We start from the raw sequence: 24407 nt of genomic DNA, 5'->3' as shown, positions 1-24407 counted from the left end.
TAAGCAAACAGCCCCGAGACAGGGAGTATTCCCTGCCGCGGGGCTAGTAGGTGCGACCCGGTGAATTAACCGAGCTTCTTCTGCACCTTCTTCACAGCCTTCTTAGCCTGCTTCTCGGCCTTGTTCGCCCTCTTCTTCCACTTACGCTTCTGCCACCAGCTCGGGGAGGCGTCCAGCTCATCGAAAGCGTGCTGCAGGTTCGTGATGGCATCCTGCGCACGGCCCTGCGCCTTGTCAGCAGCCTTGTTGACCTTGCGCTTGCCCTTGAACTTCTCCCACTCGGACGGGCCGAGGTCATCGAGAGAACCCTGCAGGTCGCTCACAACGGAATTGACCTTGCGCTTGGCCTTGAACTTGTCCAGCTCGGACGGGGTCAGATCCTGGACCTTGTCCTGAGCGTCACCAATGAAGCCCTTGACCTGGCGCTTCATGCGGGCCTGCTCGAGCTTGTTCGGCTTGAGGTCCTTGTAGGTGCCCTCAGCCCAGTCGGCAGCGTCAGACGCAGCATCCTGCGCCTTGTCGGCGAACTTGGACGCGGTCTTCTTCCAGTCATCCTTGTTGTCGTCGACGTAGTCAGCGACCTCGGAAGCTGCCTGCTGTGCACCCTCGGAGACAGTCTCCGCGGTGTTCTGGAACCACTCGCTGGCCTTGCTCATGGCCTTCTCGGTCTCAGACTGAGTCGGCAGAGCGGACTGGATGTTCTTGTTCGCACGCTTCGCGGCGTCCTGTGCGCGCCATGCCAGACCCGGCTTGCCTTCGGTGTCAGCAGTAGCCAGCAGAACACCGCCAAGCAGAGCGACGTTGGTCAGAGCGCCGGTGCGCATCTTGGCCTTCTCCTCGTCGTTCTTGGCCTCCCAGAACGCGTTGCGGGCCATCAGGGTGCACACGGTGGACCCTGCGAGCAGGCCAGCGGAGAGACGCGGCATCTTGCCCAGAGCGAAGGTGGCACCTGCGCCGATCTTCACACCACCGTTGATCTTTGCCACAGTCTCCGGGTCCGAGGGAATGTAGCTTGCGTACTGTGCCGGCAGCACAGACTTAATGGTGTTGACGACCTTCTCTGCGCCCTTAGCGTGCTCAGAGGAGCTCGTCACCGTTCCCACGCCGTCTGCGATGTACACAGACGCAAGCATGGGGCGAGCAAGTTTGCGGATCATACTCACTATTCCTTTTCTTATAGGGGTCTTTCTCTAACCACTGTAGACCGATTCCACGGCAAGCGTGCCGGAAATTCTCCGGCAGAGACCTACCAGCGGCGCTCCCACCACTCGTCTAGCTTCGGCCGTTCCTCACCGAGAGTTGTCGGGTCGCCGTGGCCCGGGCGGACAATCGCGTCATCGGGGAAGCGATCGAAGATGCGCTCTTTCACGTCGTTGAAGAGACGGATGAAGTCGCCTTCACCGTTGGTCTTGCCCAACCCGTCAGGGAAGAGGGAGTCTCCGACGAAAAGATTGGTGGTGCCGTCGATCTCAGCCGCGATAGCGGCACCGCCCGGAGTGTGGCCGCGCAGAATGTAGACGGGGAAGGAGTGCCCGGCGAACTCGAGGGTGTCTTCGTTGTGCAGTTCCTTGTCGGGAGCAACCGGCAGGGCAGGGGCATCGAGGAAGGAACCCCAATGGGTCGCACCGGTGCGTTCAAGGATGTCTTCGAGCGCACCGACGTGGTCCCAGTGCCGGTGCGTTGTCAGCACATCGGTGATCTCCACTCCGGCAGATTCGGCCATGGCGAGCAGGGTGTCGGGCTCGCAGGCGGCGTCGATAAGCAAGCCCTGCCCCCGCGAGCACAGCAGATAGCAGTTGTTGTCCATCTCAGAAACAGACACGTGATGCAAGGTGAGGTCCATGCCGCCCCACTGTAGGGGAATGAACAGGGGCGTAGATGTGTTGGTAAATTCGTTCGAGGACCCGCAACGCCCGAAACGGAGGACAAGTGGCCGACAAACTCACTGTGCGCGGAGCGCGCGAACACAACCTCAAAGGCATCGACGTGGAGCTGCCACGCGACAAGATGGTCGTGTTCACGGGCTTGTCGGGCTCGGGCAAGTCCTCGCTGGCGTTCGACACGATCTTCGCGGAAGGGCAGCGCCGCTACGTCGAATCGCTCAGTTCTTACGCGCGCATGTTCCTCGGCCAAATGGACAAGCCGGATGTCGACTATATCGACGGTCTGTCGCCGGCTGTGTCCATTGACCAGAAGTCGACCAACCGCAATCCGCGCTCGACGGTGGGCACGATCACGGAGATCTACGACTATCTCCGTCTGCTGTACTCGCGCGCCGGCACCCCGCACTGTCCGGTGTGCGACGCCGTCATCGACCGGCAAACTCCGCAGCAGATTGTGGACCGCGTCATGGAGAACCCGGAGCGCACGAAGTTCCAGGTGCTCGCGCCCATCGTGCGCAAGCGCAAGGGCGAGTTTGTCGACCTGTTCTCTGACCTGTCCGCACAGGGCTATGCCCGCATCAACGTCGACGGTGAGACCTACCAGCTGTCGGATCCGCCGAAGCTGGAAAAGCAGGTCAAGCACAACATAGACGTCGTCGTCGACCGTCTCACTGTGAAAGAAAGCCAGAAGCAGCGGCTCACGGACTCCGTCGAGACAGCATTGAAGCTTGCCGACGGTCTCGTCGGGTTCGATTTCGTCGACCGCGACGAGGACGACCCGAACCGCGTGGAAATCTTCTCCGAAAAGATGGCCTGCCCGAACGGGCACACGCTCAACGTGGAGGAGTACGAGCCGCGCGCGTTCTCCTTCAACTCTCCCTTCGGCGCATGCCCCGCGTGCGACGGCCTGGGCACCCGCAGCGAGATCGATCCGGACCTGGTGATTCCGGACCCAGACGCACCGGCCGTCGACGCGTTCCAGCCGTGGAACTCCTCGCCGAACAAGGGCTACTTCACCAAGCTCATCGTCGCGCTCGGCAAAGCGGAGGGGTTTGATCCGTACGAGCCGTTGTCGTCGTTAAGCAAAAAGCACCGCACGGCGCTGATCGACGGCACCTCCACGAAGGTGTCCGTCCGCTACAAGAACCGCTACGGCCGCCAACGCAACTTCACCGCCGCGTTCGAAGGCGTGAAGGGCTACTTGAACAGGAAGATCGAGCAGTCCGAGTCGGAGCACGCGAAGGAGAAGTACCTCGCCTACACCCGCGATGTCGCCTGCCCGACGTGCAACGGTGCGCGCCTCAAGCCCGAGATCTTGGCGGTTCGCCTCGACTCGAAGACGCACGGGGAGAAGTCCATTGCGGGGCTGACCGAGCTGTCCGTCGAAGACGCGTCCCAATACCTAGACAACCTCGTGCTCGGATACCGCGAGGAAATGATCGCCGGGGCTGTGCTGCGCGAGATCCAGGCGCGCCTGCACTTCCTGCTCGACGTCGGACTGAACTACCTGACGCTGTCGCGCTCTGCGGGAACGCTCTCCGGCGGTGAGGCACAGCGCATCCGTCTGGCTACTCAGATCGGTTCGGGTCTGGCTGGTGTGCTTTACGTGCTCGACGAGCCGTCGATTGGCCTGCACCAGCGCGACAACCAGCGCCTCATCGCGACGCTGCAGAAATTGCGCGACTTGGGTAACACCCTGGTTGTGGTCGAGCACGACGAAGACACCATTCGGGCCGCCGACTGGCTTATCGACGTCGGCCCCCTCGCCGGTGAATACGGCGGCAAAGTTGTGTACCAGGGCGAGCCGAAGGGCATTGAGAAGGTCGAGGAGTCCCTGACCGGTGCCTATATCTCCGGCCGCAAGGAGATCACGGTTCCGGATGCACGCCGCCCGCTGGACAAGGAGCGGAAGCTGCGCGTCGTCGGTGCCCGCGAGAACAACTTGGACAACGTGTCTGTCGACATTCCGCTGGGCATGCTCGTCGCGGTGACGGGTGTGTCCGGCTCCGGTAAGTCCACGCTGGTCAACCAGATCTTGGCGAAGACCCTGCAGAACCGCCTCAACGGTGCGCGCCAGGTGCCCGGACGTGTGAAGAAGGTCGATGGCCTCGAGCACCTGGACAAGCTCGTGCAGGTGGACCAGTCGCCGATCGGCCGCACGCCGCGCTCGAACCCGGCGACGTACACCGGTGTCTTCGATAAAATCCGCAACCTGTTCGCGGAGACACAAGAAGCGAAGGTGCGCGGTTACAAGGCGGGGCGTTTCTCCTTCAATGTCAAGGGTGGACGCTGCGAGGCTTGCCGCGGTGACGGCACGATCAAGATTGAGATGAACTTCCTGCCGGACGTCTACGTCCCCTGCGAAGTGTGCGGCGGCGCGCGCTACAACCGCGAAACGCTCGAGGTCCGCTACAAGGGCAAGAACATCGCCGAAGTTCTGGACATGCCGATCAGTGAGGCGACCGATTTCTTCGAGCCCATCACATCGATCCACCGCTACTTGCAGACGCTGTGCGATGTCGGCCTTGGCTACGTTCGACTGGGTCAGTCCGCTACGACTCTTTCCGGTGGCGAGGCCCAGCGTGTGAAACTCGCCGCGGAGCTGCAGAAGCGCTCCAACGGCCGGACGATCTACATCCTGGATGAGCCCACAACGGGCCTGCACTTCGAGGACATCCGCAAGCTCATGCTCGTGCTCAACGGCCTGGTGGACAAGGGCAACACCGTCTTGGTGATTGAGCACAACCTTGACGTGATCAAATGCGCTGACTGGATCATCGACATGGGTCCGGAGGGCGGCTCCGGCGGCGGAACCGTTGTTGCGCAAGGCACGCCGGAGAAGGTGTCCAAGGTGAAGGGGTCCTTCACGGGCGAGTTCCTCGCGGATGTGCTGACGACGTAGCAAGGAGGGGACCATGTCCGAGTCCACGAGCGACGACCTCGTTGTGCTCTTCACTGACGGGGAGAAAGTAGTCCTGCCTGACGGCCTCGAGCACTCCGATCCGCTGTACGTCGTGTGTTTTTGGGAGTACAGCGGAGACGGTGAGAAGGACTACTTCATCCAGCGGACTGAAATTGTCCGCGGAGCGACCGACGTGCTCCAGGTCATCGACTACGCGCGGGAGTCGCTCGCTGAGGACGAGCTAGGCACGACCTTCGGTGTATTCGTGATTCCACCGGATCCGTCAGGCACGCGTGAACACATTGACCTCGTCCGTCTGTATGGAGAGGTGCCGGAAGGGCCGTTTGAAGACCCCGCGACCTTCGGCTGGACCATGTACGTAGCCGAAACGGAGGCCTCCGGGACAGTGCGGGGGATCGGCGACCCGCCCGACCCCCGCGAAGCACGGCTACTCCGGGCGGGAGCGCGGGTGGAGAAGTAGCGCTCCTACATCTCGGGGGCTGGCGGTGGAGTGTCCTGCGGGGGTTGGGGTTTGTGAGGTACCGGGCCACCATGTGCCGGTGTTGCGGCGGGGGCCTGTACACCACAAGGTCCCGGTGTCTCTGGTGCTCCTGGTGCCGCCGTTGCCGCGGGCTGAGGTTTCGAGCCGCTGTTTCGTTGCGCTCCCAGAACCGCGACCGCGATAAGGAGCAGGCCGGAGACGGTGAACGCCAGTACCCTTGGAATGCCGCTCAGGGAGGCCATGTCGAAGAACACGAGCTTTCCTGTTGCGACTAAGGCGAGAACCAGGCCGGCTGTGCGAGCGGACTTCGGGTTCGAACCGGATTCGGGGCGTGGTCGTTTCAACAGCAGCCAGGAGGCGAGAGCCATCACGGCGATCGAGACGGACATATGGCCGATCAGGAATCCAATGTCAGCGCCTGTCAGCGAACTGCGATCTCGAGAGGAGAATGGCTGATCGCTCGGGTCAGGCCGCGGCGCGATGAAATCACCGATGATAGTGGTGATGCTGACCCACGAGACCATTGCCAAGATGAGTCCTGCTCCCGCGAGAGCGTTTTGGGCCTCGGTGGGCATTGTGCGCCAGAGTTTCCTTTGAGTCGCGACGACGATGAGGACGGCTGAGAGTGCGATCGCCTCAATGAAGATATAAGGATCGAGTCCGAACCCCGTGTAACCGCCCGTCGTGATCAAAAGGAGCACACGGACGTTGATGAAGAGGACGATCACCCACGCAAACGTCACGCCGGGAAGATGTACAGGGCGGGTACGGAAGAGGAAGGTTGCGCCGATGAAGGCCATCATGAAGACGATTACGTAGATCGTGTAGCCGAGAACGGACCACTCCAAGGATGCAACTGCATAAGCGACAAGGAACGTCAACGGCGTGACAATGAGCCAACCGTTGACCATGGTGTGGGAGCTGCGCCTAGTGAGAGTGACGAGGACGCACACGATGCATGTTGCAACCACGGGCAGCCAGACGGTCCAAGCGTCTGTGATTCCAAAACATGTCCACATGACAAGAGTGGGCATGATGACCGCGTTCAGGATCGGCGGGTTCTGTGACTGGGCGGCCGGTGTGGCCGGGATGAACAGCTCTGACACAACGAGCATGACTGCACCGGCTACCGCGATAACAACGATGACGTTTACTGGGCCTTCCTCGAGCATGTTCGAGACCCACAGAGTCTGCCACGCAAGTAGCGCCGCCGTAGCGGTGCGCACCAAAGCGTGGAGATTCTTTTCGCCGGCACGGAGTTTCCACGTGACTACGAGTGCCGAGAGCGGTGCGACCATTGCGATAGTCGTTTGAAGCACATCGAATGGGTACAGGCAGAAGTGGTAGACGAACATGGACAGACACATGCACAGCACGAGGCCCAGATTGTTCCGTACGGTCGCTAGAACGAGATAGATCATCCACAGGAATATGAAGAACGCGCTCAAGGCGAGGGCTGGGAGCCAGGGCTTTACCCAGGTGACGTAGTACAGGTCGGCATAGATGACCAGTAGAGATGTGATGTACAACGCCGTGACACCTGCCGATGGACCGCGGCGTGTGTCTACCCGGATACCGATGCCCAGTAGCGCGACCCCGAAGATGAGCGCGCCCACCGCGCGGCCAACGGGGCCGAGGAGACCGGTTTGAATGGCCAGGGCGATACCGAAACTGGCGCCTGCGAAGGTAATGAGAGAACCGATGATGGCTGCTACCCGGACTATCTTCTGCTCCGGAGTCAGACTCGGCTTTCGTGGGGCTGAAGGGGCGACAGGCATCGTCGGGCCAATGGGCGGCGGTGACGCTGGATACGGCGACGGTTGCCCCGCCTGGGGTTGGGGAGGCTGCGGCTGCTGAGGCAGTGGTGGCGCGACGGGAGCTGACACAGCTGCGGGGGCAGGTTCTGGGGCGGAAGCTGGTGAGGAAAGGGAGTGGACAATGTCGTCGATAAGCTGTTGGCTGTGCGTGGTCACACGGCGCAGTTCTTCTAGCTGGCTTAGAAGCTTCTCGTTGCTTGTCATACCCTTTAGACTGAAATCCGCTCCAAATGGTTCCATCCGGGTAGGTGTTTTTATCACCTCGTTACCGAGATTTGGCCGAACGTGACCTTGGATGCTAGGGTTCTATTCACTACCGCCTTGCGCGATGTTTCACCGATTTCTCATTGGAGATGCAAAGCGCGGGTTGCAAGTGGAGTTACTCCCACCTGATGCCGCCAGCTAGATGGAAGGCTAAGGGTCAAAACCATGGTAGGTTCGCGTAAGCGCGCCTGCCGTGGACGGATGAACTCCCACGCTATCTCTGAGAGAGCGTGGGTTTTTGTTTGGGGGAGCTGCGTTTGCGGTTCGGTAGCGAACCATTGAAACCCTTCACACTCTAGGAGTTCTCATCAGCGCTGAAGCTCGGATCAACGAACGTATCCGTGTTCCCGAAGTACGTCTCGTCGGCCCGTCCGGCGAGCAGGTTGGCATTGTCCGTACCGATGACGCACGCAAGCTCGCATACGAGGCAGACCTCGACTTGGTTGAGGTTGCGCCGAATGCAAAGCCGCCCGTGTGCAAGATCATGGACTACGGCAAGTACAAGTACGAGCAGGCCCAGAAGGCCCGCGAGTCCCGCAAGAACCAGCAGCAGACAGTGGTCAAGGAGCAGAAGTTCCGGCCCAAGATTGATGAGCACGACTACCAGACCAAGAAAGCCAACGTTGAGCGTTTCTTGGAGAAGGGCAACAAGGTCAAGGTGACCATCATGTTCCGCGGCCGCGAGCAGTCGCGTCCGGAACTTGGCTACCGCCTGCTGGAGCGCCTCGCTGAGGACATTCAGGAGGTCGGCCAGGTCGAGTCCCGTCCGAAGCAGGACGGCCGCAATATGACGATGGTCCTGGGCCCGGTTCGCAAGGGCAAGAAGTAGATCGTAGAAGCACCAAAGGATTTACAGACATGAAGCAGAAGACCCACAAGGGCACCGCTAAGCGCATCAAGGTCACCGGTTCTGGCAAGCTCCGCCGCGAGCAGGCCGGTAAGCGTCACCTGAACGAGAAGCTGTCGGCTAAGCGCCGCCGCAAGCTCTCCGGCACCACCGACGTTGCTAAGGGTGACGTCAAGCGCACCAAGCGTCTCCTCGGCAAGGCTTAAGAGCGCCCTGCCTCCCAGAAACAATCCGTAACGAGAAGTAAGGAAGTATCACTGTGGCACGTGTCAAGCGCTCAGTTAACGCCAAGAAGAAGCGTCGCGCCATCCTCAAGTCCGCGAAGGGCTACCGCGGCCAGCGTTCCCGCCTGTACCGCAAGGCGAAGGAGCAGTGGCTGCACTCCCAGACCTACGCGTACCGCGATCGTCGCGCACGCAAGTCTGAGTTCCGCAAGCTGTGGATCCAGCGCATCAACGCTGCAGCCCGCATGAACGACATCACCTACAACCGCCTCATCCACGGCCTGAAGCTGGCTGAGGTCGAGGTTGACCGCAAGATCCTCGCGGACCTTGCTGTGAACGACTTCGCTGCATTCTCCGCCATCTGCGAGGTGGCCAAGAACGCTTTGCCGGAGGACGTCAACGCCCCGAAGGCAGCTGCCGCCTAAGTCGCGTTGTGCGGTTCTCCGCGCATTGCTTATCGACGCCCCGTGCGCCACGGTTCCGAACCTGGCCGCGGGGCGTTTGGCGTGTATGCCCCTCATTGGGGCTTACCGAAGTTCCGCGGGTGGGGTGAGCGGGGGTGGTGTTTGGTGGTGTTTGCACCCGGTATTCCTGTCAATTTTTCCGCGGTCGATCATGGCGCGGACCTCGGCCATCCCGCGTTTGTGCTCAGGTAAATATCAGCTCAGACTTCGTTTCCGCTTACATTCTGTGACATTGATCTTTTACACTTCGGCACCGCTCCGTCGCTGAAACGACGGGCGGGTGGATGCGACATGACGCTTCACCGAGGTACCGACAGAAAAGGAACGTCAATGAGACACAAGAAAACAGCGGCCGTCGCGGTAGTGCCTGTAAGCCTCGTGCTGTTAGCCGCAGCGCAAATACCGGTTGCAGGGGCGCAAGATGCGCGCATCACCGATGCTCCGAGAATTGACACGCAGGTGCAGGACGATGAGGCTCCGACGCGCTTCATCGTCGAGTTCACAGAGGAGCCAAGTGCTCCTGAGGAGCGCGCCAGCATTCTCAATTCAGCGACGGACGACCCGCTTCCCGAGGTCACTGAAGTTCGTGAGCGTGAAGACGGCACGAGTGTCGTGGCGGCTGACAAGCGCATGAGCGATGAAGAAGTCCAGGAGTTCATCAAGGACACCCAGAACAGCGGGAAGGTCGCGCACATTGAAGAGGATGTGCGGATGTTTCCCATGGCTGTCAATGATCCTCGCATGGGGCAACAGTGGGCGTTGAACGGAATGGCAGGCCCGAGCATCGAAAGCGCGTGGGAGAATGCTCCGAAGCGGGGCGACGGGCAGACGATCGCTGTTCTGGACACCGGCATCACCTCGCACCCTGATTTGGATGAGAACGTGGCCGGGGGTTATGACTTCATTTCTTCTTCCAAGCAGGCTCGCGACGGGGATGGCTGGGACCCTGACCCCCGTGATGAGGGCGACTGGGGGGAAGCGGGCATCTGCGGTGGCGGTGGCGGCAGGCCGTCACCATCTTCCTGGCACGGCACCCACGTTGCAGGTACGTCGGCCGCAGTGACGGACAACGGCGAAGGGGTAGCCAGCGTTGCGCCGAATGCAACGCTACAGCCGGTGCGCGTCATGGGACCGTGCGGTGGCTACAGTTCCGACATCTTCGATGCGATGGATTGGGCCTCTGGTGGCACAGTGAGGGGAGCTGAAGACAACCCGAATCCCGCCGGCATCATCAACATGTCGCTGGGTGGCCCGGGCACGTGCTCCCGCTACTACCAGGAAGTCATCGACAGGGTACGCAGCCGCGGCACCGTCGTCGTTGTCGCCGCTGGCAATGAGAACCAGAACGCGGCCAATGTTTCGCCAGCTAGCTGTAGTGGAGTAGTGACGGTGGCCGCCTCAGGTCAACGGGACGAGAAAGCAAGCTACTCCAACTATGGGGAGTCAGTAGACATCACGGCTCCTGGCGGCGACGCACGCCAAGGCGGCGGGATTCTGTCTACCTACAACTCCGGGAGCAAGCAGCCGGAGCAGCCGAACTACGGCTCGCTGCAAGGCACGTCCATGGCGACGCCGTTTGTTTCCGGTGTCGCTGCACTAATCCGTGGAGAGAACCCTGACATGAGCCCGGAGGAGGTTGCAACTCGACTACGGGACACGGCGCGCCCGATCAAGGGCTCGTGCGAGGATTGCGGTAGCGGCATCGTCGATCCGGCAGCTGCCGTCGGCGGGCAGGGTGGCGAGACCCCGGCGGTCCCGAAACCCGGTGATTAATCACTGGCCTCCGGTGGTGCGCCGAGCGCGCCCTGCTTGTCGACGCCCCGTGCGCCACGGTTCGCAACCTGGCCGCGGGGCGCTCGGCTTACGGAACCTACCTGAGAAGGCTGTTGTGAGTGTAGGTTGAACCCCAGCAGCGAGGTCAGGAGGGTATCGGTATGGCGGTGAGAGTGGGCGGTGCGCCGTCGGAAAGCGCGTGGCTCTTCTTCGACCGTACGCTGAACACGTCGTGGGGAACGTCTGCAAAGCCGCCCAGCGAAGATAAACCGAAGCGCAAGCCGAATCCCGTGGTGAGAGCGATGAAGGATTTCGCGATGCAGTTGATTGGTCTCCACCTGGGGTACTTGCTCCCGGTTGCCGTGGTTCTCACGTTCGGATTGCCGGCGGTGCTGGTCATCGTTTTCTTCCTGAACATTGAGCGGATGAATTCCGGTGTCGGTGGTCTGGTCATGTTCGCAATCTTGATAGCGCTGGGAATCGCGTGGTTCTTCGTCATGAAACGCATCGTGTCTGATCCCGACTTTCCTCAGTCGATCTCGAGGAAGGCGCGCGGCGTGCTGACCAATCCGCTTGTGAAGCAAGCGCAGCGCGGCACGTTCAACGGCATCAACGAAGTTCCGCACGCCTTGCCTTACGCGCGAGCGTTGTTTGAACGGCAGCAGCGCGGGCTCGAAATAGAGAACATGCTGCCTTTTGACGTGCAGATCGCTCACGACATCAAGTTGAACCCCGGCCGGAGTTCGAATCTCATTCGCGTCGCGGAAACTGAGGTGCGCGCAGTCAACCCCATTGCGTTTACTCGCGTCGATTCCGCAGCCTCGGCCACGAACCCGGACCCGAACGACCGTTTCCTCCGGGCACTGGTCGACGAAGCCCGATCGACGAGGACCCTTCCCGTTGGGCATATCATTTCCACCCGTGGAGGCGTTGTTGTGGCAGACGTCAAGTACTGGCGCGGCACACTGACTCAGACATCGAAGCACACCTTGGTGGATCATGCCCTCGGTCTCGAGGAGCTGTCGCGCCACCGGTCGGTGACCGCGCTTGCCGAAGCAGGACGGTTCATCAACGGCGGTGACGTAGCTTTGATCCTCGTCATCGTTGTCGGAGGCAAGGTCGAGGGCGGACAGCTGGAGACACGAATGAAGGGGTTTCCGGTCGTCGTCGCTGAGTGGGAGGAAGCAATGTCGGTTCTCCACCACCTCGATGCGAAGAAGAATGTCGAACCGGTCTCTATCGACACCATTCTCGAGAACAGCCCAGTTGCTTAAGCAGGGTGGGTGCGCTGCCATGAAGTAGCTACGCGCTAGGTAGCGGCGTTCACTCGGTACTCTTGGGGGGTGTGGCACAAGTTATCGAGCTCGGCTTCCCGTTCACCGGATGGTGGCGCGCACGTAATAGCCCCGCCCGCCGGGTGCCCAGTCACGGCTCGCACATGCTGGGGACTACGTACTCAATTGACTTCATCGGTCTGTCCGAAGGTGGTCGCACCGCGCCGTGGAGCTGGTCCACTCCTTTCGGATTGGAGGATCCGGAGTCGTTCCCGTCATTCGGGCGCGACGTGCTCGCTCCCGTTGGCGGGGAGGTGGTGGAGGCATGGGACGGAATTGCAGACCATGAAGCGCGCCGGTCGCCGTTCCGGCTGCTGCCGTACATGCTTGGCCAGCGGAAACGCTTGCGCACCGGCGGCATCCGGGCAATCACCGGAAATGCCGTGGCGGTGCGGTGCGCAGCAACCGGGTACTACGTTGCTCTTGTGCACCTGAAGCAGGGGAGCGTGACGGTAACAGTCGGGGATAGTCTCCGTGCCGGCGACGTGATCGGCCAGTGCGGAAATTCGGGGAACAGCACCCAACCACACGTTCACGTGCAGGTGACTGACTCACTGGACTGGACGCACTGCACAGGCATCCCAATGGCTTTTCGTGCGAGCCCGGATGAGACGGCGTGGATGCCGGGGGAGAACGAGATTTTCCATGTTGCCGAAACGCACCGGTGATACGCGGTGGCGGGTACCACGATGACACGGATGCACGCGAAAGCGCTTAGCATCGAAGTCACATTGCACCCGATTCCGGAGGCTGTCGCCTAATGGCTCTCGACTTTTCTGAACCGTTCACCGAACGCACCCCGCGCGTGGTCAACGCCGCCAAGCTGAACCGGGCGGCCGGCCGGAAGAAGGCTGGTCGGTTCCTTGCAGAAGGAGAGAATTCGGTGGAGGCCGCCGTTGCCACGGGCGCGGCAACAGACCTCTTCGTCACTGAAGCCGCTGCCGATCGCTTTTATGACGTAGTGACCACCGCCGCCTACATGGACGTGTTCACTCACGCCATCACGGACAAGGCCGCCCAGTCTCTCACTGACACAGTGCACACAACCGGCGTTTTCGCCGTGTGCAAGCCGGTCACCTGGACGCTCGGCTCTGTGCTCACAGGTCGCCCCAAACTCGTCGCGGTGTGCGTGGGCACGAATGATCCGGGCAATGCGGGAACCATCATCAGGCTTGTCGACGCGCTCGGTGCCGACGCCGTCATTTTCGCCGGTGACACAGTCGACCCAGAGTCCCCGAAGGTAGTCCGTTCTTCTGCCGGCTCGCTCTTCCACGTGCCGGTGGCGCGTGAGCGCGACGTGAACGGTGCGATTGGTCAACTCCGAGCAGCGGGTCTGAAACTGGCGGCGACCACAATGGGCGGAGAAGTCTCGCTCGACGACCCCGGCAACGCGCTTGATCAGCCGACTGCCTGGCTGTTCGGCAACGAGGCGCACGGGCTTCCCGACGATGTACTGGCTGCCGCTGACTATCGCGTCTCCATCCCGATCAAGGGCTCGGCCGAGTCGCTGAATCTTTCCACGGCCGCGTCCATCTGCCTGTGGGAATCCGCCAAGATGCTGGGGGATTGAACCTTTAGCCGAGGCACGGTGGAACGGGGCTAGCGCCCGGGCAAGAATGACAGTATGCTGTCATGTATGACCAAGCTGCTAGCTTGCTACGCCACAGACACCATGGCCGACTGGGAGTTTGCCTACCTCACGACGCTGGTTGCTCGGGCGCAGCAAGCGAAACCGGGGACCTGCGAGATCCAGTTCGTGGGAGACAGAGTGGAAGACGTTCACACTCTCGGCGGTTTGAACCTCAAGCCAGATGTTGATCTCGATGAGCTTGATCTCGACCAGTTGAGTGTCTTGGTTATCCCAGGAGGGGACACCTATGGCTCGGGTCATGAACCACTCTTAGAGATTGTCCGAGAATGCGAAAGGCAAGGAGTGCCGGTTGCCGCCATCTGTGGCGGCACTATCGCACTCGCGCGGGCTGGAGTACTCGATCATCGCAAACACACCTCAAACGCCATGGAGTTTCTGGTCGGGACCGGTTATCTAGGGGCCGACAACTACTCGGACGCGCCCACGGAAAGTGACAGGGGAGTGATCACAGCGTCTGGCATCTATCCCGTGCAGTTCACGGCCGCTGTTCTGCGTGAGATTAATTTGCTCTCAAACGACCTCATCGACTCATGGGAGAAGCTCTACTTGGGTGACCCTGAGATATTCCCAGAGTTTATGGAGGCTCTAGATGCCTGGCAGAACGCCTGAGGGGGATGCTCTCACAGACCTCGTTCTGCCCCTCTTTGAGGTCGCTGCTGAACTGGAGAGCGCAGCTATGTCGATCACGGATGGTACGAGCCTGTCGCCAGCGATGTGGAAAGTTCTGGGCTTGGTCATCGATGAACCGTTGACGGTCGCGGAGATCTCCCGCCGATTAGGAAACGCGCGTCAGAGCGTGCAAAGACTGGCTAACGTTGCCGTCGAAACGGGGGCAGCACAGTGGCAAAGCAATCCCGCGCACAAACGTTCGCCTTTGCTCGCACTCACTCCAGTAGGCAAAGCCAACCTTGCTGAACTCCGGCCGCGCCAACACAGGTGGGCGAATGCGGTTGGCGGCAAGATGGGCGAGGAGGAATTGCAATGCCTCTCGAGCCACATCGAGAGGCTTCTTAGTACCTTGCGGGATGTGAGCATTAATAGGGCCCAGCTCACGGTAGCCGAATAACTGGGCCTTGCCGCGGGGAAACCGAGGTGCGCAGGTATGCTGGTGACCGTTTTGAAAACGTATGTCTGGAAAGGCGCGGGTGAACGGTAGCGTGGCTGATCAGAGCACTCCCACACCGGAAATCGAACTGACCGAAGAGAGCTTGAATGCCGCTGCGGATGCGGCCATCGCCGCCTTTGAGGCGGCGGAGGATCTCACCGCCCTCCAGGCCGCCAAGCGCGCGCACCTTGGTGAGCAGTCGCCGATCATGCAGTCACGCAAGGCGCTCGGTACTTTGCCCAAGGACCAGCGTAAAGATGCCGGACGGTTCGTGAACATGGCCCGCGGCCGGGCTGAGAAACGCTACAGTGAACTGCACACCGAGCGTGAGGCGGAGTACCGCGAGCAGCAGCTGCGCGAGGAGAAGGTCGATGTCACCCTGCCGACGTCCCGTGCACAGGCCGGTGCAATGCACCCAATTACGACTCTCAGCGAGAACATTGCAGACATCTTCATCGGCATGGGCTGGGAGGTTGCCGAGGGGCCGGAGGTTGAAGCTGAGTACTTCAACTTCGACGCGCTCAACTTCATCCCGGACCACCCGGCGCGCACGCTGCAGGACACGTTCTACGTCGGCAGCGAGCGTTCTCGCCAGGTCATGCGCACGCACACCTCACCGGTACAGGTGCGCACGATGCTCGAGCGTGATCTGCCGATTTATATCGCATGCCCGGGCCGTGTGTTCCGTACGGATGAGCTCGATGCGACGCACACGCCGGTCTTTCACCAGGTGGAGGGGCTCGCCGTCGATAAGGGCCTGACCATGGCGCACCTGCGTGGCACCTTGGATCACCTGGCCAAAGTCCTGTTCGGGCCGGAGACGAAGACGCGCATCCGCACCAATTACTTCCCGTTCACGGAGCCGTCCGCAGAGGTGGATGTGTGGTTCCCGAACAAGAAGGGCGGCGCCGGCTGGATCGAGTGGGGCGGCTGCGGCATGGTCAACCCGAACGTCCTGCGTGCGGTCGGCGTTGACCCGGAAGTCTACTCCGGGTTCGCGTTCGGGATGGGTATTGAGCGTACGCTGCAGTTCCGCAATGGACTGACCGATATGCGCGACATGGTTGAAGGCGACGTGCGGTTCACCCAGCCGTTCGGTGTGCAGGCTTAAGGGATAAGGGGAGGAAAAGAAAGATGCTGATTTCCCAGAACTGGTTGATGTCCCTGCTGAACAACGCCGGCAACCCCGGCTGGACCGTGAGCGCTGAGGAGCTCGACGCCGGTTTCGTGCGCGTGGGTTTTGAGACGGAAGGCTATGAGCCTCTGCCGGAGATCACCGGCCCGCTCGTTGTGGGCCGCGTGAAAGAGATCGAAGAGCTCACGGAGTTCAAGAAGCCGATCCGTTACTGCCAGGTCGACGTTGGCCGGGCCAACGGCACTGGCGAACTGCAGGGCATTATCTGCGGTGCTCGCAACTTCAAGGAGGGCGACCTCGTGGTCGTCTCCCTCCCAGGTGCCGTGCTGCCGGGCGGCTTCGAGATCGCCGCGCGTGAGACCTACGGACACATCTCCAACGGCATGATGGCCTCGGAGGCTGAGCTCGGCTTCACCGCCACGAGCGACGGGATTATCGTCCTCGAGGAGGGTGCCGGCGAGCCCGGCCAGGACGCCCGTGAGGTGCTCGGCGGCCCGGATACGGTCTTCGACGTTAATATCACCCCGGACCGCGGATATGCGCTGTCTGCACGTGGTCTCGGCCGCGAGGTCGCTTCCGCATTCGACCTCGAGTACAAGGACCTTGCCGCAGATCCGTCTATCGCGGGCATCGATGTCAGCGATGTTCCGGCCCCGGCCGGCGATCTCATCCCGATCACTCTTGAGGAGTCCACGAAGGCGCAGCGCTTCGGCCTGCGCATGGTCGAGGGTATTGACCCGAAAGCTCAGGCGCCGTTCTGGCTCAAGCGCGTGCTCATGCTCGGTGGTGTCCGTTCCGTCAACGCCGCGACCGACGTGACCAACTTTGTCATGCTGCTCACCGGCCAGCCAATGCACGCCTTCGACGCTGACAAGATCGCCGGCGGTCTGCGCGTCCACAACGCTCAGGGTGGGGAAGAGTTCGAGACGCTTGATCACGTCAAACGCACCCTCACTGCGAACGATGTGGTCATCTCCGACGACAACGGCATCCAGTCCCTGGCGGCGATCATGGGCGGCACGACATCGGAGATCTCCGACGAGACCACCAATGTCTACTTCGAGGCGGCATCGTGGGACGCGCTCACCGTCGCACGCAGCGCACGCCACCACAAGCTCAGCTCTGAAGCTTCTCGACGTTTCGAGCGCGGCGTTGACCCCGCCATCATCGAAATCTCCCTCGACATTGCCTGCGCACTGCTGGCAGACATCGCTGGCGGAACCATCTCCGACAAGCGCACCCTCGTCGGCGACGTCAAAGACCGCGCGCCGATCGAGATGCGAGTGAGCCGCCCGTCCGAGCTCATCGGTGTCGACTACTCCAAGGAGACAGTCGTACGCCGCCTCGAAGAAGTGGGGTGCGCTGTAACGGGCGACGACGAGACTTTGCGCGTCACCCCACCGACGTGGCGCACTGACCTCAACGAGCCGGTCGAGCTGATCGAGGAGATTGTTCGTCTCGAGGGCTTGGACGATATTCCGCTCGAGCTGCCGACCCCGCGCGGTGGTCGCGGCCTGTCCCCGGTGCAGCGCCGCCGCCGCGCCGTCACGCACGCGCTAGCGTACTCCGGCTATGTGGAGATCATTCCGACGCCGTTCATGCCCAACACGGTTTTGGACACCTGGGGACTCGAGAGTGGCGACAAGCGCCGCAAGACCGTGCAGGTCCAGAACCCGCTTGATGCCGACTACGCCGTACTGGCCACGACGCTGCTGCCGACGATGCTCGAGGCCGTCGGCCGCAACGTCGCTCGGGGCCGCACGGACCTGGCCCTGTACTCGGTCGCGCAGACCGTGTTCAAGACCGCCGACGAATCTCCGATGCCGAGCGTGCTGGAGCGTCCGACTCCGGAGGTGCTTGAGGAGCTCATCGGTTCCCTGCCAGAGCAGCATCTGCACGCCGCTACCGTGGCGATCGGCAACAAGGAGCTTGAGGGCCCCTGGGGCAAGGGTCGTACGTATACGTGGGCGGATGCGATCGAGTCGGCTCAGATCGTCGCTAAGTCCTGCGGTGTGGAACTGGACATCGAGTCTGCCGAACACCTGCCGTGGCACCCCGGACGTTGTGCGCAGCTTTCCGTCGATGGCAGCGTTGTCGGCTACGCGGGTGAACTCCACCCGCAAATTCTCGAAGCCCTCGGTCTGCCCGAGCGCACCTGTGCGATGGAGATCGATCTGACCGCGCTACCGATAAGCGAGAACCTGCCGGCTCCGGTTCTCTCGGCGTTCCCAGCACTGCACCAGGACATTGCGCTCGTTGTCGATGATGACATCCCGGCTGAAACTGTGCGTCGCACGCTCGTCGAGACGGCAGGCGAGCTGCTGGAAACCGTTGAGCTTTTCGACGTCTACCGCTCCGACGCCCTCGGCGACGGTAAGAAGTCGCTCGCATTCGGTTTGGTGTTCCGTGCCTCTGACCGCACTTTGACGGACGAGGAAGCTAATGAGGCTCGCCTGGCTGCTGCGGAAGCGGCTGCTCAACGTCTCGGAGCCCAGATGCGCGCATAAAATGAATATGGTGGAATAGTTTGCAAGTGTCTGGTCAGATGCGTAGCATGACCGCTATGACAGACAACCAGGGCACTGCAACCGGTACTGACACCGTCACCGTGGCTGTTGCCGGCGCCACCGGGTATGCGGGCGGGGAGATCCTCCGCCTGCTGCTCGGACACCCGCGCTATGCCGACGGGACGTTGAAGATCGGGGCGTTGACGGGCAATTCCAATGCAGGTCAGGGCGTCGATACGCTCATGCCGCACCTGCCGCAGCTCGCGGACCGCGTCATTGAGCCGACGTCGCCGGAAACATTGGCCGGCCATGACGTTGTCTTTCTCGGCCTTCCGCACGGATTCTCTGCAGAGATTGGCTCTGCTCTGCCGGAGGAGACCCTCGTGCTTGACTGCGCTGCGGACTTTCGCCTGCGCAATGCCGACGATTGGACAAAATACTACGGCGGCGAACATGCAGGCTCATGGCCGTACGGCATTCCGGAGATCCCGGGTCGCCGCGAGGAGATCGCCGCGGCCAAACGCATTGCGGTCCCGGGCTGCTTCCCGACGGGCGCTACCCTCGCCGCTTTGCCTGCCGTTGCACATGAACTCGTGGAGCCGCGGCTCAACGTCGTCTCCATCACCGGTGTTTCCGGTGCCGGCAAGAAGGCGAATGTTGACCTGCTGGGGGCAGAAACCATGGGATCGCTGAAGGCCTACAACACCGCCGGCAAGCACCGCCACACTCCCGAGATGGTGCAGAACCTGAGCGAGGTCACGGAGAAGGACGTGAAAGTCAGCTTCACGCCGGTGTTGGCACCACTGCCGCGCGGGATTCTCACCACGGTCACTGCTCCTTTGACGGAAGGGATGACCGAGGATGAGGCGCGGGGCGTGTACGCGGAGTACTACGCGGGCGAGCCATTCATCCACCTCCTGCCGAAGGGCGTACAGCCCCAGACACAGAACGTGGTCGGGTCCAACATGTGCCACGTCCAGGTGGAGGTCGATCAGGATGCGGGAATGCTGCTGGCTACCTCGGCGATTGACAACCTGACCAAGGGCACGGGCGGTGCCGCCGTGCAGTGCATGAACATCGCGCTGGCTGAGATGGGGTTCAACGAAACGGACGGACTGCCCCGGGCGGCAGTCGCGCCCTAAGCAGGTGAAGGAGAGACAATGAGCGCATCTGAGAAAACGGGTGTGACAGCACCCGCAGGCTTTAGCGCCGCGGCAACGACGGCCGGAATCAAGCCGTCCGGAAAACCCGACCTGGCGCTGGTGGTCAACCATGGCCCGCGCTTTGACGCCGCCGCAGTGACGACCCGCAACAAAGTCGTCGCATCACCGGTGAAGGTCACTCGTGACGCGATGACGACGGGCTCACTGGCCGCCGTGGTGTTCAACTCCGGTAATGCCAACGCCTGCAATGGCCGTCAAGGCGATGTGGACGCAGTGGAGATGCAGTCGCTGGCAGCCCAGTCGATCGGCGTAGCACCCGAGGATGTCGCGGTGTGCTCCACGGGCCTGATCGGTGAACTCATGCCCATGGACAAGGTCCGCGCAGGCATCGAAACACTCGGTGGCCAGCTCGGCGACAACGGTCATGAGGCTGCTGTGGCCATTCTGACGACTGACACAGTGGAGAAGCAAGCGCTTGTAGAGCGCGACGGGTGGAGCATCGGCGGCATGGCCAAGGGCGTGGGCATGATGGCCCCGTCGCTGGCGACCATGCTGGTGTGCTTGACTACCGATGCTGATGTGTCTGCGGGGGAGTTGGATCAGGTGCTCAAGGAAGCGTCGAAAAGCACCTTCAATACGCTCGACATTGATGGAGCGACCTCGACCAATGACACTGTCATCCTCATGGCGTCGGGAGCTTCTGGTGTCCAGCCCGACAAGAGCGAATTCGCCGGGGCTATCGGTGAGATCTGCGCTTTTCTGGCTGACCAACTCCAGGCGGACGCTGAGGGTGTGACCAAGCGCGTAGCCGTCACTGTCGAGGGCACTGCCGACGATGAGCAGGCTCTCAACGCCGCACGCACGATCGGACGCGACAACCTGTTCAAGTGCGCCATGTTCGGCTCCGATCCGAACTGGGGCCGCGTGCTCGCCGCGGTGGGCATGGCGGATGCGGAAATGGACCCGGACAACATCAGCGTCTACTTCAACGGCCAGCCGGTCTGCGAGGGCAGCACTGGTGCACCTGGTGCGCGCGAAGTCGACCTCAGCGGCATTGACGTTGACGTGCGCGTTGATCTCGGGACTGGCGGACCCGGAACGGCCACGGTGCGCACCACTGATCTGTCCTACGCCTACGTGGAAATCAACTCGGAGTACTCGACGTAAATGGAACCTTCACAGCTCTCCCGGGCTCTCTCCAATCAGGACCGGGCACACGTGCTCGCCGAAGCTCTGCCGTGGCTGCAGCACTTCCGCGACAAGATCGTCGTGGTCAAGTATGGCGGCAATGCCATGATCGACGAGGACCTGAAGTCCGCCTTCGCCGCTGACATGGTCTTCCTGCGCACCGTGGGGGCGAAGCCCGTCGTCGTGCACGGTGGCGGGCCGCAGATCACCGACATGCTGGGACGTCTGCAGCTCGACGGCGGCGAGTTCGTCGGCGGGTTCCGCGTGACTACACCAGAGATTCTCGATGTGGTGCGCATGGTGCTCTTCGGCCAGGTCGGCCGCGACCTGCTGGGCCGCATCAACTCGCACGGGCCGTACGCGGTGGGCACCTCGGGCGAGGATGCAGGACTGTTCACGGCGGAGAAGCGTCTTGTCGAGGTCGATGGGGAACTGACCGACATCGGTCTCGTCGGTGAGATTGTCGATGTTGACCCGTCTGCAGTGATGGACATTATCGACGCCGGTCGCATCCCAGTCGTTTCCGGCATTGCCCCCGGAGCGGACGGAAACGTCTACAACATCAACGCCGATTCTGCTGCCGGCGCACTCGCTGCCGCGCTCGATGCTGAGCGCCTCGTTGTACTCACCAACGTCGAGGGCCTCTACACCGACTGGCCGAACAAGGACTCGCTCGTGTCCAAGATCGAGCTCGAGCAGCTCGACGAAATCATGCCGTCGCTCGACTCCGGAATGATCCCGAAAATGGAAGCCTGTGTGACCGCTGTGCGTGGGGGCGTCAGCGCCGCCCACGTCATTGACGGACGGATCCCGCATTCCGTGCTGCTGGAGCTGTTCACCATGGGAGGCATTGGCACCATGGTGCTTCCGGACGAATACGACACCGCAAACTATCCCGACGGAACCGTGTTCAGGAAGGATGATCTGCAGTGAGCAACCAGCAAGCTCTCGGGCAGTGGACCGAGGCGCTGATGAATACCTACGGCACCCCGCAACTGCCGCTGGTCAGCGGCCGCGGCGCCACGGTGCGCGACGCCGACGGCAACAGCTACATCGACATGCTCGCCGGCATCGCAGTGAACTCACTGGGCCACGCCCACCCGAGGCTGGTGGAGGCCGTCGACAGCCAGTTCCGCACGCTCGGCCACATCTCCAACTTCTTCGCCTCCGAACCAGCACTGAGCGTGGCTCAGTCGCTCAAGGAGCGTTTCGGTGATCCGTCTGCAAAAGTCTTCTTCTGCAACTCCGGTGCAGAGGCGAATGAGACTGCGTTCAAACTCACCCGCTTGACCGGCCGCACGCGCGTGCTGGCGGCGCTCGATGGCTTCCACGGCCGCACTATGGGCTCGCTGTCTTTGACCGGCCAGCCAAGCAAGCAAGCGCCCTTCGAGCCGCTCGTGCCTGGGGTGGAGTTCTACCGTTACGGCGACATTGACCACCTGCGCGAACTCGTCGAGCAGAACGCTGGGAACACTGCCGCCGTCTTCCTTGAGCCGATCCAGGGTGAGACCGGTGTCATCCCAGCGCCGGAGGGATTCCTAGAAGCGGTCCGCCAGCTGTGCGATACCCACGGCATCCTCATGGTCGTCGATGAGGTGCAAACCGGCGTCGGACGCACCGGAGCCTTCTTCGCCCACACAACCTCGGGGGTGCAGCCGGACATTGTCACCATGGCCAAGGGGCTGGCCGGCGGGCTACCGATCGGGGCTGTCATCGCGCGGGGTGATGTGGCCGATCTGTTCACGCCCGGTTCCCACGGGACCACCTTCGGAGGCAATCCGATCTCCTGCGCGGCTGCCCAGGCAGTGCTGGAGGTCGTCGACGATCAGTTCTGTGCTGAGGTGAGGCAGAAGGGGGAGGGGTTGGCCCGTGACGTCGATAAGCTTGATGGCGTTGACCACGTGCGTGGTTGCGGATTGATGCTCGGCGTCGTGCTGGACAAGCCCGTGGCCAAAGAGGCCGTGCAGATTGGGCTGCAGCACGGTGTTATTCTCAACGCCCCCACTGAGTCTGTGCTGCGCCTGACCCCGCCGCTGGTGATCACCGGCGACGAACTGCGCGCAGCGACGGACGCGATCGCAACTACGCTGGAGGAAGCACTGTCCCGCTTTGCCAGCACCAACGGAGGACACCAGTGACCACACCACGCCACTTCCTAGCCGACGACGATGTGACCCCCGCTGAACAGGCGGAGATTCTGGCTCTCGCGGCCGAGATGAAGCGCGACCGCTATTCCCGCCGCCCGCTCGAGGGGCCGCAATCTGTTGCCGTTCTCTTTGATAAAACGTCGACGCGCACGCGCTTTTCTTTCATGGCGGGCATCGCTGAGCTCGGCGGATTCCCCATCGTCGCCGAGACCGGCAACTCGCAGATGGGCAAAGGTGAGACTTTCCAGGACACTGGCGCGACCTTGTCGCGTTACGTCTCCGCGATCGTGTGGCGCACGTACGCGCACTCGAACTTCACGGAGATGGCAGAGGGGGCGAGTGTGCCGATCATCAATTCGCTTTCCGACGATCTTCACCCCTGCCAAATGTTGGCCGACCTGCAAACAGTCATCGAGAACCTATGCCCGGAGGAAGGCCCGGCGGGCCTTCGGGGTAAGCATGCCGTTTACCTAGGTGATGGCGACAACAACATGGCGAATTCCTACATGATCGGCTTCGCCACCGCTGGGATGGACATCACCGTCATCTCCCCGGAGGGATTCCAGCCGCGCACGGAATTCGTGGAACGCGCACGGGCCCGCGCTGCAGAAACGGGTGCAACGGTCGCCGTCACGTCCGATGTGGGGGCCGTGGATGGTGCTGATGTCGTCATCACCGACACGTGGGTGTCCATGGGCATGGAAGAAGACGGCAAGGACCGCCGCACTCCGTTCCTGCCGTACCAAGTGGATGCAGCGATGATGGGCCGTGCCAGCGACGGCGCGATCTTCCTGCACTGCCTTCCGGCATACCGCGGCAGTGAAGTCGCAGCTGAGGTCATCGACGGCCCTCAGTCGCGCGTGTTCGACGAGGCAGAAAACCGCCTGCACGCGCAGAAAGCGCTGCTTGCCTGGCTGTTGGAGAACCAGTAGATGAGCGCACCGAATTCGCGTACCGCGCGCCAGGCGAAGATCCTGGCGATTCTCGATCACACCCGGGTGTCCTCGCAAGTGCAGCTGTCCGAGCTGCTCCTGGATGAGGGCATCGATATCACCCAGGCCACTTTGTCGCGCGACCTCGACGAGCTTGGAGCGCGGAAGGTGCGACCGTCGGGCGGCGGGCGTTCCTACTACGCAGTCGGGGAGGCGGCCCAGTCGTTCCAGGCCTCGCCCAAAGGCCCGCGCGACAAACTCCGCCGGATGCTCGCGGAACTGGTGGTGTCTGTCGACTACACCGGCAACATCGCAGTACTGCGCACACCGGCGGGGGCTGCGCAGTACCTGGCCAGCTATATCGACCGGGTCGCGCTGGAGAAAGTCGTCGGCACCATTGCTGGCGACGACACGATCTTCGTGCTGGCACGCGAACCACTCTCCGGCAGGCAACTCGCCGAGGAATTCATGGGCGACCGGGTCGACGGTGCCGAGGACGCTGAAGAGTAGACTTTCTTCGGCTTAGATCTCAAACAGAACCAATTGAACCGATAAGCAAAACAAGGAGC

At 61.9% G+C, this 24407-nt stretch carries 22 protein-coding genes; 19 read left to right on the top strand and 3 right to left on the bottom strand.

The window, feature by feature from the left end; all coding sequences use genetic code 11:
* Positions 1-65 precede the first annotated feature (65 nt).
* Both HMPREF0291_RS08560 and HMPREF0291_RS08555 read right to left on the bottom strand, forming a co-directional pair.
* Positions 66-1157, bottom strand: a complete 1092-nt coding sequence (locus tag HMPREF0291_RS08560; RefSeq protein ID WP_005290306.1) for a DoxX family protein — start codon at positions 1155-1157, stop codon at positions 66-68.
* An 89-nt stretch (positions 1158-1246) separates the two neighbouring features.
* Positions 1247-1843: an MBL fold metallo-hydrolase gene (locus HMPREF0291_RS08555; protein WP_005290305.1), complete on the bottom strand. Its 597-nt coding sequence runs from the start codon at positions 1841-1843 to the stop codon at positions 1247-1249.
* An 86-nt stretch (positions 1844-1929) separates the two neighbouring features.
* Here HMPREF0291_RS08555 and uvrA point away from each other — a divergent pair, with 86 nt between their 5' ends.
* A complete protein-coding gene (uvrA, locus tag HMPREF0291_RS08550) occupies positions 1930-4785 on the top strand; it encodes an excinuclease ABC subunit UvrA (RefSeq protein WP_005290303.1) in 2856 nt (951 codons plus the stop codon).
* A gap of 13 nt (positions 4786-4798) precedes the next feature.
* Positions 4799-5266, top strand: a complete 468-nt coding sequence (locus tag HMPREF0291_RS08545; protein WP_005290302.1) for a hypothetical protein — start codon at positions 4799-4801, stop codon at positions 5264-5266.
* A gap of 5 nt (positions 5267-5271) precedes the next feature.
* On the opposite strand, the gene HMPREF0291_RS08540 is transcribed toward HMPREF0291_RS08545, so the two are convergent.
* Entirely contained in the window at positions 5272-7308 is a 2037-nt protein-coding gene (locus tag HMPREF0291_RS08540) for a DUF2339 domain-containing protein (protein WP_198002194.1), read from the bottom strand.
* Between the two features lie 337 nt (positions 7309-7645).
* Between HMPREF0291_RS08540 and infC the strand changes: the two genes are divergently transcribed.
* The 17 genes from infC to HMPREF0291_RS08455 all read left to right on the top strand — a co-directional run bounded on the left by infC (position 7646) and on the right by HMPREF0291_RS08455 (position 24348).
* A complete protein-coding gene (infC, locus tag HMPREF0291_RS11620; protein ID WP_083770299.1) occupies positions 7646-8197 on the top strand; it encodes a translation initiation factor IF-3 in 552 nt (183 codons plus the stop codon).
* Positions 8198-8226: 29 nt separating this feature from the next.
* The gene (gene rpmI / locus HMPREF0291_RS08530; protein ID WP_005290299.1) at positions 8227-8421 is read left to right on the top strand and encodes a 50S ribosomal protein L35; all 195 of its coding nucleotides are present in this window, start codon (positions 8227-8229) and stop codon (positions 8419-8421) included.
* Between the two features lie 53 nt (positions 8422-8474).
* The gene (gene rplT / locus HMPREF0291_RS08525; protein ID WP_005290298.1) at positions 8475-8864 is read left to right on the top strand and encodes a 50S ribosomal protein L20; all 390 of its coding nucleotides are present in this window, start codon (positions 8475-8477) and stop codon (positions 8862-8864) included.
* A gap of 369 nt (positions 8865-9233) precedes the next feature.
* Positions 9234-10676, top strand: coding sequence for a S8 family peptidase (locus HMPREF0291_RS08520; RefSeq protein ID WP_005290297.1), 1443 nt, complete (start codon positions 9234-9236; stop codon positions 10674-10676).
* Between the two features lie 161 nt (positions 10677-10837).
* On the top strand, positions 10838-11950 hold the full coding sequence (locus HMPREF0291_RS08515) for a hypothetical protein (RefSeq protein ID WP_005290296.1): 1113 nt from the start codon (positions 10838-10840) through the stop codon (positions 11948-11950).
* A gap of 71 nt (positions 11951-12021) precedes the next feature.
* The gene (locus tag HMPREF0291_RS08510; RefSeq protein ID WP_198002193.1) at positions 12022-12678 is read left to right on the top strand and encodes a M23 family metallopeptidase; all 657 of its coding nucleotides are present in this window, start codon (positions 12022-12024) and stop codon (positions 12676-12678) included.
* 92 nt (positions 12679-12770) lie between these two features.
* Complete coding sequence (locus tag HMPREF0291_RS08505) at positions 12771-13580, top strand: TrmH family RNA methyltransferase (RefSeq protein ID WP_005290294.1); 810 nt, start codon at positions 12771-12773, stop codon at positions 13578-13580.
* Positions 13581-13646: 66 nt separating this feature from the next.
* Positions 13647-14270: a DJ-1/PfpI family protein gene (locus HMPREF0291_RS08500; protein ID WP_005290293.1), complete on the top strand. Its 624-nt coding sequence runs from the start codon at positions 13647-13649 to the stop codon at positions 14268-14270.
* Positions 14251-14727: a MarR family winged helix-turn-helix transcriptional regulator gene (locus tag HMPREF0291_RS08495; protein ID WP_005290290.1), complete on the top strand. Its 477-nt coding sequence runs from the start codon at positions 14251-14253 to the stop codon at positions 14725-14727. The genes HMPREF0291_RS08500 and HMPREF0291_RS08495 overlap by 20 nt, the downstream gene beginning before the upstream one ends.
* A gap of 61 nt (positions 14728-14788) precedes the next feature.
* Positions 14789-15877 (top strand): phenylalanine--tRNA ligase subunit alpha, encoded by a 1089-nt coding sequence (gene pheS, locus HMPREF0291_RS08490; protein ID WP_005290287.1) that lies wholly within the window; start codon positions 14789-14791, stop codon positions 15875-15877.
* A gap of 23 nt (positions 15878-15900) precedes the next feature.
* Positions 15901-18408, top strand: coding sequence for a phenylalanine--tRNA ligase subunit beta (gene pheT, locus HMPREF0291_RS08485; protein ID WP_005290286.1), 2508 nt, complete (start codon positions 15901-15903; stop codon positions 18406-18408).
* A gap of 56 nt (positions 18409-18464) precedes the next feature.
* A complete protein-coding gene (gene argC, locus HMPREF0291_RS08480) occupies positions 18465-19550 on the top strand; it encodes an N-acetyl-gamma-glutamyl-phosphate reductase (RefSeq protein ID WP_050748882.1) in 1086 nt (361 codons plus the stop codon).
* A gap of 18 nt (positions 19551-19568) precedes the next feature.
* Entirely contained in the window at positions 19569-20738 is a 1170-nt protein-coding gene (argJ, locus tag HMPREF0291_RS08475; protein WP_005290282.1) for a bifunctional glutamate N-acetyltransferase/amino-acid acetyltransferase ArgJ, read from the top strand.
* Positions 20739-21692: an acetylglutamate kinase gene (argB, locus tag HMPREF0291_RS08470; RefSeq protein ID WP_005290279.1), complete on the top strand. Its 954-nt coding sequence runs from the start codon at positions 20739-20741 to the stop codon at positions 21690-21692.
* Positions 21689-22897 (top strand): acetylornithine transaminase, encoded by a 1209-nt coding sequence (locus HMPREF0291_RS08465; RefSeq protein ID WP_005290277.1) that lies wholly within the window; start codon positions 21689-21691, stop codon positions 22895-22897. The genes argB and HMPREF0291_RS08465 overlap by 4 nt, the downstream gene beginning before the upstream one ends.
* A complete protein-coding gene (gene argF, locus HMPREF0291_RS08460) occupies positions 22894-23838 on the top strand; it encodes an ornithine carbamoyltransferase (RefSeq protein ID WP_040423730.1) in 945 nt (314 codons plus the stop codon). The genes HMPREF0291_RS08465 and argF overlap by 4 nt, the downstream gene beginning before the upstream one ends.
* Positions 23839-24348 (top strand): arginine repressor, encoded by a 510-nt coding sequence (locus tag HMPREF0291_RS08455; protein WP_005290273.1) that lies wholly within the window; start codon positions 23839-23841, stop codon positions 24346-24348.
* The last annotated feature ends 59 nt before the right edge of the window (positions 24349-24407 follow it).

This window comes from Corynebacterium genitalium ATCC 33030 (genome assembly GCF_000143825.1).
Taxonomy (GTDB): Bacteria; Actinomycetota; Actinomycetes; order Mycobacteriales; family Mycobacteriaceae; genus Corynebacterium; species Corynebacterium genitalium.
The sequence above is the reverse complement of the archived record's forward strand: the minus strand, read 5'-3'. Positions and strand labels throughout refer to the sequence as shown.

What these genes read in the sequence shown, in the direction of transcription:
- HMPREF0291_RS08560 (WP_005290306.1), bottom strand. Translation starts at nt 1,157, where the DNA reads ATGATCCGCAAACTTGCTCGCCCCATGCTTGCGTCTGTGTACATCGCA.
- HMPREF0291_RS08555 (WP_005290305.1), bottom strand. Translation starts at nt 1,843, where the DNA reads ATGGACCTCACCTTGCATCACGTGTCTGTTTCTGAGATGGACAACAAC.
- HMPREF0291_RS08545 (WP_005290302.1), top strand. Translation starts at nt 4,799, where the DNA reads ATGTCCGAGTCCACGAGCGACGACCTCGTTGTGCTCTTCACTGACGGG.
- HMPREF0291_RS08540 (WP_198002194.1), bottom strand. Translation starts at nt 7,308, where the DNA reads ATGACAAGCAACGAGAAGCTTCTAAGCCAGCTAGAAGAACTGCGCCGT.
- rpmI (WP_005290299.1), top strand. Translation starts at nt 8,227, where the DNA reads ATGAAGCAGAAGACCCACAAGGGCACCGCTAAGCGCATCAAGGTCACC.
- HMPREF0291_RS08520 (WP_005290297.1), top strand. Translation starts at nt 9,234, where the DNA reads ATGAGACACAAGAAAACAGCGGCCGTCGCGGTAGTGCCTGTAAGCCTC.
- HMPREF0291_RS08515 (WP_005290296.1), top strand. Translation starts at nt 10,838, where the DNA reads ATGGCGGTGAGAGTGGGCGGTGCGCCGTCGGAAAGCGCGTGGCTCTTC.
- HMPREF0291_RS08505 (WP_005290294.1), top strand. Translation starts at nt 12,771, where the DNA reads ATGGCTCTCGACTTTTCTGAACCGTTCACCGAACGCACCCCGCGCGTG.
- HMPREF0291_RS08500 (WP_005290293.1), top strand. Translation starts at nt 13,647, where the DNA reads ATGACCAAGCTGCTAGCTTGCTACGCCACAGACACCATGGCCGACTGG.
- HMPREF0291_RS08495 (WP_005290290.1), top strand. Translation starts at nt 14,251, where the DNA reads ATGCCTGGCAGAACGCCTGAGGGGGATGCTCTCACAGACCTCGTTCTG.
- pheS (WP_005290287.1), top strand. Translation starts at nt 14,789, where the DNA reads ATGTCTGGAAAGGCGCGGGTGAACGGTAGCGTGGCTGATCAGAGCACT.
- pheT (WP_005290286.1), top strand. Translation starts at nt 15,901, where the DNA reads ATGCTGATTTCCCAGAACTGGTTGATGTCCCTGCTGAACAACGCCGGC.
- argC (WP_050748882.1), top strand. Translation starts at nt 18,465, where the DNA reads ATGACAGACAACCAGGGCACTGCAACCGGTACTGACACCGTCACCGTG.
- argJ (WP_005290282.1), top strand. Translation starts at nt 19,569, where the DNA reads ATGAGCGCATCTGAGAAAACGGGTGTGACAGCACCCGCAGGCTTTAGC.
- argB (WP_005290279.1), top strand. Translation starts at nt 20,739, where the DNA reads ATGGAACCTTCACAGCTCTCCCGGGCTCTCTCCAATCAGGACCGGGCA.
- HMPREF0291_RS08455 (WP_005290273.1), top strand. Translation starts at nt 23,839, where the DNA reads ATGAGCGCACCGAATTCGCGTACCGCGCGCCAGGCGAAGATCCTGGCG.